A 9,779-nucleotide genomic window follows, 5' to 3' on the forward strand; every position below is an offset into this window, starting at 1 on the left:
ACCAGGTCGGCGCCGGAACGCCCCTCCACATGCACGGCGGCCGCGTGGCCCAGCATCTGGGAGCACTGCGGATCGGCGTCCTCCACCCGCAGCCACTCGTCCAACTGCCGCAACTCGTTCAACGTGCGGGGCACGGCCCCCGAGCCGTCGGGCCCCGCTCCCGAACCGTCGGGTCCGGCCCTCGAACCGTCGGACCCCATCCCCGAACCGTCGTCGGCCACCCCGGCTCTCTCGGCGCCCGCCCGGGAGCCGTCCACGCCCGCCCCGGACCTCTGGACGACCACCCTGGCCCCCTCGACACCCGCGCGGGACCCCTCCGAACCCGCCCCGGAGCCGAAGACGTCCGTCCCGGAGCCGAAGAGGTCCGTCCCGGAGCGATAGACGGCCGTTCCGGAGCCGTGGGCGCCCGCCCCCGAGTCGTGGGCCCCCGCCACGATGTCCGTCAACAGCTCACGGGTCGTGCGCGTCAGGGCCGGCTCCTTGTGCCAGAACGTCACCAGCACGGCCAGCTCCTGAACGCTCTTGTGCCCGGCCGCGTACCGCCGCACCAGGGCGCACTTGGCGGGGGACGCCGTGTCGCCCCTGGCGAGCAGCGCGCAGAGCTTCACCACGTGCCGGGGCTGCGCGGTGCGGCCGATGTGCTCGGCGAGGGCGTCGTGTCCGGCGCCGCGCCGGGCGATGAGCCGCGCCACCAACTCCCTGGTGCGCTCCACCTCCGTGGCGTCCGAGGCGTTCAGCCGTTCCTCGACCCAGCGTTCCAGGATCCGCCCGGCGGGGCTGAGGTGCTGGAAGGCGCCCGCGAGGTCGGCCATCTCCTCACCTTCCTCGCCCGCCCCGCCCGGCCCGGCGGCTCCCGGCGGGCTGTCGGCGATCGCCCGCAGGGTCAGCCCGAGCAGCCGGTCGGCCTCGCGGTGGCAGCCCTCGTCGCGCAGCGCGGTGTGCAGCAGCGCCTTGTCGAGGTTGGTGCGGCCGGAACCGGGGCTCGCGAACACCTGCACGGTCCGCTTGGCGAGCGTCGGCTCCCGCTGCTCCAGGACCCGTACGAACACCGCCACGTCGAACGCGGTGCGCTGGCAGGCCACGTCGTGCACGATGCTCGCGGTGATCGGGGCGCGCTCGCCGCCCGACTCCGCCTCATACTGCATCAGCGCCAGCTCGGCCGCCTCGCCGACCGGCCGGGACAGCGCCGCCGTCGCCATCAGCATCACCGCGTCCCGCCCGTCGAAGTGGTCGGCGAGCCGGACCAGTTCGTGGACGGGGCGGCGCAGCGCGAAGGCATGCAGGGCCCGCATCGCCATGGCCTCGCGGTGCTCCTCCCGCATCCGGCTGAGGATGCCAGTGAACTGGGCGACCTGGATCCGCGTCACCCAGGCGTACGCCTCGTTGAGCGACTCGGCGAGGTCCAGCTGGAACAGGTGCTCGGTCCGGCGTCCGGCTTCCTGGCCGTGGGCGCCGCTCATCCGCCGCCCAGCATCGCGGGCTCGATCTCGCCCCAGTACCTGACGAAGTCGACCGGGTCGGGGAGGAGTTCGGCGGCCCGCCGGTCCACGCGGTGGGCCAGCTCGCGGCTCTGCTCGTCGCCCGCCTTGAGCCGTACGACGACGCGGCCCGCGAGGTCGGGGCGGCGCATCAGGTCGGGCAGGTTGCGCTCCCCGTTGAGGAGCAGCTCGCGGACCCAGCCGTCCACGGTGTCCAGGACGCGTGCCCGGGGCCGGCGGCCCTTGGCGTGGTTGGTGAAGAGGGTGGCCGCCTCGGAGGCGTCGTTGAGCAGCATCCGGGGCGCGTGGTGGACGCCGCACTCCTGCATGCTCTCGTCGATCCCGGCGCGGAGCGCGCCGAGGGTGAGGTCGTCGGGGTGGTCGGGCATGCCCTCGCCGAGGACGTTCAGCAGATGCCCGCTGAACGGGGTGCACGTGTCGAGGGGGCTCGGCAGGTTCGCGCAGGCGTCGGCCCAGGCGTTGTGGACGGTGCCGCCGACCGCCGTGAGCACACAGGTGCCCTGGTAGCGGGTGCCGAGGGCGCCCGGCAGCGCGGACTCGGGTCCCAGGTGGGGCAGCATGTTGGAGTAGCAGCAGTCGGCGATCAGCACCTTGAGGCCGGCCTTGCTCTTCCTGATCGCCCGGTACACGTACCAGGCCGACAGCCAGGTCCAGGGCTCGTTGATCCGGGACGAGCCGACCGCGAAGTGGACCTGCCCGCCGGGCACGTCCTGCCAGTAGGCGCCGTGCCCGACGTACACCACGAGCAGGGTGTCCTGGGGCCCCTCCCCGGCGGCGGCCGCGTCGTGCAGGGCACGCATCACCCCGTCCGCGGTCCGGGTCCGCTCCGGATCCAGCACGGCGGCGCCGGCCTCCGCGCCCCACTGCGGGTCCCGGGCCAGCGCCGCCCCGTACGCGCGGGCGCTCGCCTCGATCGTCGGATACCCGTCTATGCCGGAGTCGTCGTCGTACGCCCCGACACCGATCACCAGCGCCCGCGACGCCATACCCGTCAGCTCCCTTCGGGGACGGCGGACCCCGCCGAACCGCCGACGTCGTCACCGGGACCCTGCGGCGGCTCGGACCCCTGAGGCGGCTCGGGCGTACCCGGCGTACCCGCAGTACTCGGCGCATCCGGCGTGCCCGGCGTACCCGCACTCCCCGATGCACCCGGCGCACCCGGCGCACCCGGCACTGTCGGCGCCCCCGGCACTGGAGGCGCCGACCCCGGCGTCTGCGGCATCTGGAAGACGATGGTGACCGTCGGCGGGTCGAGCCGCCGCCCCCGCCAGGTGTCGACCGCCCGTTGCGCGGCGACCCCCACCGCGGCGCCCACCGCGCCCTCCAGCAGCGCCTCCAGCAACGTGAAGGCGAGATCGCCGCCCAGCGTGCCCTTCTGCCCGACCGTCTCCAGCCGCCAGTCGAGCCCGGTCTCCCGGCCCAGCTCCTCCAGGAGCTCCTGCGGCTCGTCCAGCCCGACCGGCCCCTCGACCTTCACCGAGATCATCGCTGTCATGCTCCCGTGCCTCCCCCGTCGGCCCGCGCGATACACGTCCACTCTGCCAGCGCGAACACCCACTCCGCGAGGGTGAACTGACGCACACCGCGACCGCCTTACGCCCCCTGGACACCGCCCCCGTGCGTACCGGCGCCTTCCTCGCACCTGACGACCCGCAGAGCGGGCCCCGGCGCGAACTCCCCGATCTCGAAAGCGGCGTCCCGCCAGTGCGCGGCCAAGTCCAGCTGTCGCTGGGGCTCATGGTCGGCGGGCGGCCCCGGCTGGCAGGGCAGAACGGGGTGCAGAACCGCCACGGCGAACCGCACGGCGTGCATGGCGGCCCCTGCATAGGGTTCCGCGAAGCCTTCCCCTGCGCCCGTCCGCTTCAGTTCCTCCAGTGCGGCAGCCGTTTGACGCAGCGCGCTGTACACCTCCACGTAGGCGGAGTGGGTCGTGTGGTGGGGCATGGGGTGGGCCATGTCAGCTCCGTCGAAGTGGTGGGGCGGTCAGATCGGTTCGAAGGCTCATACGCCCCGCGAGGCGCTTCCTGCCGGTCGCTCAGGCCGCACGGCCGCAGACGGCTTCGGCTTCGGCGGTGCGACGGTCGCGCTCGGCCCGGCAGTCCCGGCACCACGTGCCCTCCGGTCGGCGGAAGGCCCGATTGCAGCCGCCCGCGCAGTCGACCATGGGGTACGAGGGAGACGGCTGGGCCTCTGGAACCCCGCTCTCGGAGACCTCCGGCGACGACGGCAACGGTGGTGGCAGCAGTTCCCTCAGCCGATAGGCGAGAAAGCCGGCCGGATGCTCGACGAGGGCGGGCACGTCGGCCGTCATGGCGTGATGCACCGCCGTCGCACTGGCACCGTTGTCGAACCAGGCGATGACGGCCGGAGTGAGACGGCGCACGTCCCGCCGGGAGAGCGTGAACCGGTCGTCGGTCCGACGCAGCCCCACAAGCAGGGCGACAGCCTTGTCGTGGTGTTCGCCGCCGGACGGCTCGGGTTCGGCGGACTCAGGCGGGGTGGGCGCGCGGTCCTCGGCTCCGGGGGCGTTGTCCACGCCCGCAGGAACCGGAGCCACGGCGACACCGGGAGGCGCGGACGTCACGTCGGCGGACGGCCTCGCGGGATCGCCCTGACCGACGGGTACGGGCCTCGTCGGCCGCGCGGCGGTGAAGCCCGCCCCGTCTCCTGCGCCCGCCGCCGCCCGACGGTGACGAGTGAGGGCCGGAGCGTTGTACGCGTACGTACGCGTGACCACACGCCCCCCATCAACCCGCTCCCGCACCCGCTCGATGTACCCGTGGGCCTCCAGCTCACGCAGGGCGAAGGCGATCCGGTCCCGCCCCTCGGGAAACCGCTCGGCGAGGGTGCGGATGTCGGCGGACGCACCCTGCGGCAGCGAGAGGATGTGAGTCCCGAGCCCGATGGCGGTCAGGGACAACTCGCGGTGCTGCGCAAGGTGGTTGCCGATGATCGTGAACCGGTCGGGTTGGTACTCCCTGATGTGGGTGACCCCGGAACGGGTGGGGTTTTGCCGGATACGGGACTGCGGGCGCACGGCGCCACTAGGCTTGGTCTCAGCCATGAGGGAAGCCCTACTTCTCCTCGGTGGTCAGGCCCTCGCACTGGGAGGTGGAAGTCCCGGCGGGGGCCGACGCATGTCTGCGGTTGTCTCGGCCGAGCCTGCACGCGCAACCGCCCACCACGCCAGCCGACTTGACACATTTCACCCCAGCGGGTGACGAACACGGGGTTTGGTTGGTTTGGAAGGTTTCTCACCCAAGAGTTCTTTCTCTCTTACCGCCCGAAGCCCCGACGCACAGCCGACCGGGACCCGTGTTTCCAGGCCCCGGCGCAAGCCGCTTCGACCAGCCGACGCTCTGAGCGCCACTCGCCCCCTTGGCCAGAAGTACATGGGATCGCGATCGCAATTTTGGTACAAATGATCGACTGCTGAGGGCAGCGATCTGCGAACGAATCCGCGAGGACGTCCACGGGGGTAGGCGTGAGCGAGGACAGGCCCGTTGTCTCGGCCGAGATACCGGAGTTCACCGGAAATCTGGAGCAACTGGAGACCGACGCCGGGGACATCGCGTTCGACGGCATGGCGATCGGTGCGGCGGGTCTGCTGATCGACGCCAACTTCAATCTGCTGGAACCTTTCTACAAGGCCCCCGAGGCCGATCAGCTCTTCGCGACGACGGCGCCCGTCTCGTCGGCCGGCTACGACCTGCAGACCGAGCTGGACACGGTCTCCAAGGCACTGCTCGACTACGCGACCGAGGTCCGGCCCCTGGTCGACCGACTCAACACGCTCCGCGAGGAGGCGGCGGCGTTCGAACGGCGCGTGGCGGACGACGACGACTGGGTCGCGGACGGCGACCTCATCGACGAGAACACGGCCCGCCGCAACGCGGTGAACGCGGCCTGGTCCGCCTTCCAGGCCGCCGAGCGGGCCTGCCACAACAAGATCGTCGCACTGGTCGGCGGAGATCCGCTCGTCGTCGGCGACGGGTCGAACAAAGAGAACATGTACGGGTACCGAGCCGAGGACCTCAACAATGCCGCGGGGCTGCCATGGGGTGACGTCGTCGAGGAGTCCAACCCCTGGTACTACTTCCACGAGCACGCCTGGGACTTCACGGTCGGCTTCGTGGTGGACGGCGTGTGGGGCACGATCAAGGGTCTCGGCACGCTGGTCGGCTTCAACGGCTGGGACGCGGCGGGACAGGCCTGGGTCGGCCTCGGCAAGCTCGCGACCGGCGTACTGATCACGGGAACGCCGCTCGGTGCCGCGTACTGGCTGACCCCGGCCGACAAACTCCCCTCCTGGCTGCGCGACTCCCGCACGGCGGTCGTGGAGACCGGCAAGGCGCTCATCGCGTACGACGAGTGGGGCAAGAACCCCTCCCGGGCGGCAGGGGCGGTCACCTTCAACGTCCTCACCACCGTTTTCACGGGTGGGACGGGAGGAGCGGTCGCGGCGACCGGTAAGGCCGGTGCGATTGCGAAGGCCATCTCCTTCGCGGGCAAGGCGGGACGGATCGTCGACCCGATGACGTACATCGCGAAGGGCATAGGCGGGACCGCCGTGAAGGTCGGTGACGTCATGGCCGGGCTACGGGGGATCACGAACGGCACGCACATCAGGCTCGGCGAGGGCACGTACCGGATAGCCGACACCCCGAACATCACTGACGACCTCCCGGCCGGCCTCACCCCCGAGAACTCCGTCCGCATGACCACCCCGGAGGGCGAGGTCGTCTACCTCGACACCAAAACCCTGGTCATGCACAACGCGGACGGAACGGTACGGGAGTCCCTCGACAGCATCCGTCACGAGCGGACGGCGGAGCAGCGCACCGGGGAGACCGGGGCTAGGCAGGAGCCGCCTGCGGCCGACGTGGGCGTGCGGGAGCCTGCGGGTGTCGGTGCGGGTACGCATGCGGGGGAGACCGCTGCGGTGGGTGGCCGGGGCGGCGGGGTCAGCGCCGCGACAGGTCCTGGAGGCCGTACGGCAGGCGATGCGGCGGCGGGGCGTGGTGGCGGCTCCGGGGGAGCCGATGACGGTCCGGACGATCTCGGTCGAGGTGACGAACGCCCCGGCCGCACGGGGGACGATCGACCCGACGGGCACTCCGACACCGACCGTGATTCCAACGGCAGCCCTGATCCGGACCCCGAAACGCATGAGCCGGACGAGTCGTCCGGCGCTCACGGAGCGGACACGGACGCTCCCGTCAAACGCGGAGATCAGAACCCGTACGCCGGGATGGAACCCGATCTGTCTCGGCCGGCGCTGCCGCCGGGCGACGGGCCTCTCACCCTGCGGGACGTGCGCAACATGCGTAATCCGGAACTCCGCTGGGCGGCGGGTGAAGAACTGCACAGGCAGCAATGGCGAGGTGGCCCCGAGCGTCACTACCCGGTTCCCGTAAGGGAGGAGGGGCGGTATCCGGTGACGGGTTCCGGTGGACGCAAGGTTGACGTGCCCGTGGACATGCCCGGCGGCCACACCGTCGCCGTGGAGGTGAAGACGTACGGCGAATACCGCACCATCACTCTGAAGGACGGGACCAAGGAGGCGATCAAGAACGAAGTCCCCTTGAGCAAGGGGATCAAGGAGCAGATTCACAAGGATCTGGCGCTGCGAGAGATGAACCCGAACTTTGACCCGCGCTGGTCGTTCACGCACGCCGGACCGTCCAAGGAGCTTCGGGACTATCTGACCGAAGTTAAGATCATTTTCTTGGAGTACGGGCCTGCTCCCAAGAAGGGCTGATGGGACACTCCATCGTGGAAGTGGAGCGTCCTGAGAACTGAAAGGCTGCACGCCATGCGGAACAACACGTCGGACGGGTCTGCCGCCGAGGTCTCACAGTGGGCGGAAGGGGCCCATGGCAACGCGGCTCATCTCGCCGCGATGGTCGGAGTGACGAGAGAGCAGTTCGAAGCGGATCCGCTCGCCTCACTGCCCGGCCTCCAGAATTACGTCTCGCGGCTGCCACTGGGCGAGTTCGAGCAGTCCGATTGGATCACGCTCCACACAGATCTCGTCTCGTTCCTCGGTGATGTGCTCGTGCGTCGACGCGGAGCCCACTGGATGAAGGTCGACGACCCGGAAGCGCCCACCGGCTACCGCTACTTCATCGAAGGCACCGGATTCGACGGGCAAGCGCACCAAGTCGAACCCTATGACGTGGTCATGGAGGAATTCGAGCACCTGCCCATCGACATTGCACGCATGCTCGCGAACGCCGAGGCCGTTCTGCACGTTTCGTCTGCTCCGCAAGGGGACGACTAGAGCTTCGTTTCCGGCAGACGGCTCAGGGATACCTTCATCAGTTCCCCGGACCTGCTGAGGTACAGATCGGGAATCTCGTCCTCGTAGAACCGGATCTGACCGATGACGCCTTCCGTGGCCGAGTGGAATGCCAGCATTTCGATCAAGGCGTCGACCTGCGCCATGGTTTCGGCATGCACTTCTTGACGAACCGTCAAGGCCCAGCCCGGGTCCGTTCTGATCAGCTCGCCGACCAACACACCACCGATGCGCCCGGCGGGACCGCGGGCGGCCCAGAAGGGGTGGTCGTCGGATTCGTCGGCGAGGCCGTCACCCGCCCCCTCATGGCCGAGATGCCGGCGCAACTCGGAGAGCACCGCGTCCGGCACCGTTGCCGCCAGGTTCAGGGAGACGTCGACTGCATAGAGGTCGGCCATGCGGTCAGGGTACTGACGCTGTTGGCTGATGTGTCGCCAGCCCAAGAGCGGCCTGGATCCGGGGCTCGGAGACCCTGACGGCTGTTCCAGGGCCGAGGACTCGCCCCGTACGGACGCACCGAAGCGACTTCAGCGCCTGAGATCCAGCTCGGCCCAGACGGTCTTGGATGGCACCGGCCCGTCCACCACACCCCACCGATCCGCCAACTCCTCGACAAGCAGCAGCCCGTAGCCCCCCTCGGCGAGACCTGCCCTGCCGACCGGTGTCCGGCCGGGCAGCCGCTCCCCTCGCGCGTCCATCACTTCGATACGGAGCGTGTTCGGCGACGTGAGGGCAAGGGTGAGCCGGAAGCTCCGACCGGCAACGCGGCCGTGCAGCGCGGCGTTGGTGGCGAGTTCGGCCACGATGAGCTGGGCGGGGTCCAGGAGCAGCCCCCACGAGCGCAGTTGCTCCACGGCCAGCAGCCGGGCGAGGCGGGCTCCGCGACGGGTGGCGGAGAGCGGTACGCAGAACCGGCGCGGCGGGTCGGCGACAGCCGCGGGCGCCGCCTGTCCGGCAGTGGCGGCGGTAACGGAACTGCCGGTTCGGGTGATTCGGTCACTCATGTCACACAGCGTGGTCAAGCATGCATAGCCTGTGAAGGGTCGGCGCCCGTGCGGAGCTCGGCTGTCCGGGAGGACTCCGGGCTCTGTCCGGGCCGTACCGGGAAACGGCATGGCGGAAGGCGGCGAACGACGTGGGCGACTGGGACGCGGGACCTCAGGACGACGAGGCCGGGGCGGTGATCAAGACGGTCGCACGCCAGCTGAAGCTGTGGCGCGAGGCGGCGGGTCTCCCCAGGCGGAGTTCGGGGCGGCGATCGGGTACGGGGAGGAGCTGGTCTCCTCGGTGGAGCGGGGGCGGCGGATTCCCCGCCCGGAGTACCTGGACCAGGCGGACGAGGCCCTGGGCGCGAACGGCAAGATCATCGCGATGAAGCGGGACTTGACGGAGGTCCGCTATCCGAAGAAGGTGCGGGACCTGAAGAAGCTGGAAGAAGAGGCGGTTGAGTTGTGCAACTACAACAACTCGGTCATCCACGGGCTTCTGCAGACCGAGGAGTACGTGCGAGCGTCCTTCGCGACCAGACGGCCCCCCTTCCGGGAGGACGAACTGGAACAGCACGTGGCCGCCAGGCTGGCCCGGCAGGAGATCCTCGGCCGAGCGGCAGCGCCGCTCCCCGTATTCAGCTTTGTCCAATGCGAGTCGACGCTGCGCCGCCCCATCGGGGGCAGAATGGTGATGCGAAGGCAGCTCGAACGCCTTCTGGAAGTCGGCCAGTTGAGGAACGTCGACCTTCAGGTCCTCCCGCTGGCCTGCGAGGACAACGCGGGGTTGGCGGGCTCGTTCAGACTGCTCAGACTGCGGGACGGTAGCGCGGTGGGACACAACGAGATTCAGCTTGTGAGCCGTGTGATCACCGACCCTAAAGAGGTCCAGCTCCTGGACATCCGCCATGGAATCATCCGGGCACAGGCTCTCACGCCTCGGGAGTCGATGGCCTTCGTCGAGAAGATGCTGGGAGAGACATGATCCGCAAG

The 9,779-nt window shown here is 70.0% G+C and carries 8 protein-coding genes and 2 pseudogenes; 3 read left to right on the plus strand and 7 right to left on the minus strand.

All coding sequences use genetic code 11. The annotated features are described in order from the left end of the window. The 5 genes and pseudogenes from AOK15_RS34455 to AOK15_RS34475 form a co-directional block, all read right to left on the minus strand. Window positions 1–1,460: pseudogene (locus AOK15_RS34455) on the minus strand (hypothetical protein); the annotation flags it as partial. Next, on the minus strand, window positions 1,457–2,485 hold the full coding sequence (locus tag AOK15_RS34460) for a hypothetical protein (protein ID WP_055522241.1): 1,029 nt from the start codon (window positions 2,483–2,485) through the stop codon (window positions 1,457–1,459). The pseudogene AOK15_RS34455 and the gene AOK15_RS34460, both read right to left, overlap by 4 nt. A 5-nt stretch (window positions 2,486–2,490) precedes the next feature. Next, the gene (locus AOK15_RS34465) at window positions 2,491–2,994 is read right to left on the minus strand and encodes a hypothetical protein (RefSeq protein WP_055522242.1); all 504 of its coding nucleotides are present in this window, start codon (window positions 2,992–2,994) and stop codon (window positions 2,491–2,493) included. A 98-nt stretch (window positions 2,995–3,092) separates the two neighbouring features. Next, window positions 3,093–3,455, minus strand: a complete 363-nt coding sequence (locus tag AOK15_RS34470; protein ID WP_055522243.1) for a hypothetical protein — start codon at window positions 3,453–3,455, stop codon at window positions 3,093–3,095. 79 nt (window positions 3,456–3,534) lie between these two features. After that, complete coding sequence (locus tag AOK15_RS34475) at window positions 3,535–4,563, minus strand: helix-turn-helix domain-containing protein (RefSeq protein ID WP_055522244.1); 1,029 nt, start codon at window positions 4,561–4,563, stop codon at window positions 3,535–3,537. 420 nt (window positions 4,564–4,983) lie between these two features. Here AOK15_RS34475 and AOK15_RS34480 point away from each other — a divergent pair, with 420 nt between their 5' ends. Beyond that, complete coding sequence (locus AOK15_RS34480; RefSeq protein ID WP_240508729.1) at window positions 4,984–7,260, plus strand: hypothetical protein; 2,277 nt, start codon at window positions 4,984–4,986, stop codon at window positions 7,258–7,260. 54 nt (window positions 7,261–7,314) lie between these two features. Further along, on the plus strand, window positions 7,315–7,782 hold the full coding sequence (locus tag AOK15_RS34485) for a hypothetical protein (RefSeq protein WP_055522245.1): 468 nt from the start codon (window positions 7,315–7,317) through the stop codon (window positions 7,780–7,782). Here AOK15_RS34485 and AOK15_RS34490 read toward each other — a convergent pair. Together AOK15_RS34490 and AOK15_RS34495 are read right to left on the minus strand one after the other, a co-directional pair. Then, entirely contained in the window at window positions 7,779–8,198 is a 420-nt protein-coding gene (locus AOK15_RS34490) for a hypothetical protein (protein WP_055522246.1), read from the minus strand. The genes AOK15_RS34485 and AOK15_RS34490 overlap by 4 nt on opposite strands. A gap of 129 nt (window positions 8,199–8,327) precedes the next feature. Then, window positions 8,328–8,804 (minus strand): ATP-binding protein, encoded by a 477-nt coding sequence (locus tag AOK15_RS34495; protein WP_055522247.1) that lies wholly within the window; start codon window positions 8,802–8,804, stop codon window positions 8,328–8,330. A 131-nt stretch (window positions 8,805–8,935) separates the two neighbouring features. On the opposite strand from AOK15_RS34495, the pseudogene AOK15_RS34500 reads away from it, so the two are divergent. After that, a pseudogene (locus AOK15_RS34500) lies at window positions 8,936–9,771 on the plus strand (helix-turn-helix domain-containing protein). Window positions 9,772–9,779 lie beyond the last annotated feature (8 nt).

Origin of the sequence: Streptomyces ossamyceticus, assembly GCF_001418475.1 — a bacterium.
GTDB lineage: Bacteria > Actinomycetota > Actinomycetes > Streptomycetales > Streptomycetaceae > Streptomyces > Streptomyces ossamyceticus.

Excerpts from the sequence above, each read along its gene's own strand:
- AOK15_RS34460 (WP_055522241.1), bottom strand. The coding sequence starts at position 2,485 with ATGGCGTCGCGGGCGCTGGTGATCGGTGTCGGGGCGTACGACGACGAC.
- AOK15_RS34465 (WP_055522242.1), bottom strand. The coding sequence starts at position 2,994 with ATGACAGCGATGATCTCGGTGAAGGTCGAGGGGCCGGTCGGGCTGGAC.
- AOK15_RS34470 (WP_055522243.1), bottom strand. The coding sequence starts at position 3,455 with ATGGCCCACCCCATGCCCCACCACACGACCCACTCCGCCTACGTGGAG.
- AOK15_RS34475 (WP_055522244.1), bottom strand. The coding sequence starts at position 4,563 with ATGGCTGAGACCAAGCCTAGTGGCGCCGTGCGCCCGCAGTCCCGTATC.
- AOK15_RS34485 (WP_055522245.1), top strand. The coding sequence starts at position 7,315 with ATGCGGAACAACACGTCGGACGGGTCTGCCGCCGAGGTCTCACAGTGG.
- AOK15_RS34490 (WP_055522246.1), bottom strand. The coding sequence starts at position 8,198 with ATGGCCGACCTCTATGCAGTCGACGTCTCCCTGAACCTGGCGGCAACG.
- AOK15_RS34495 (WP_055522247.1), bottom strand. The coding sequence starts at position 8,804 with ATGAGTGACCGAATCACCCGAACCGGCAGTTCCGTTACCGCCGCCACT.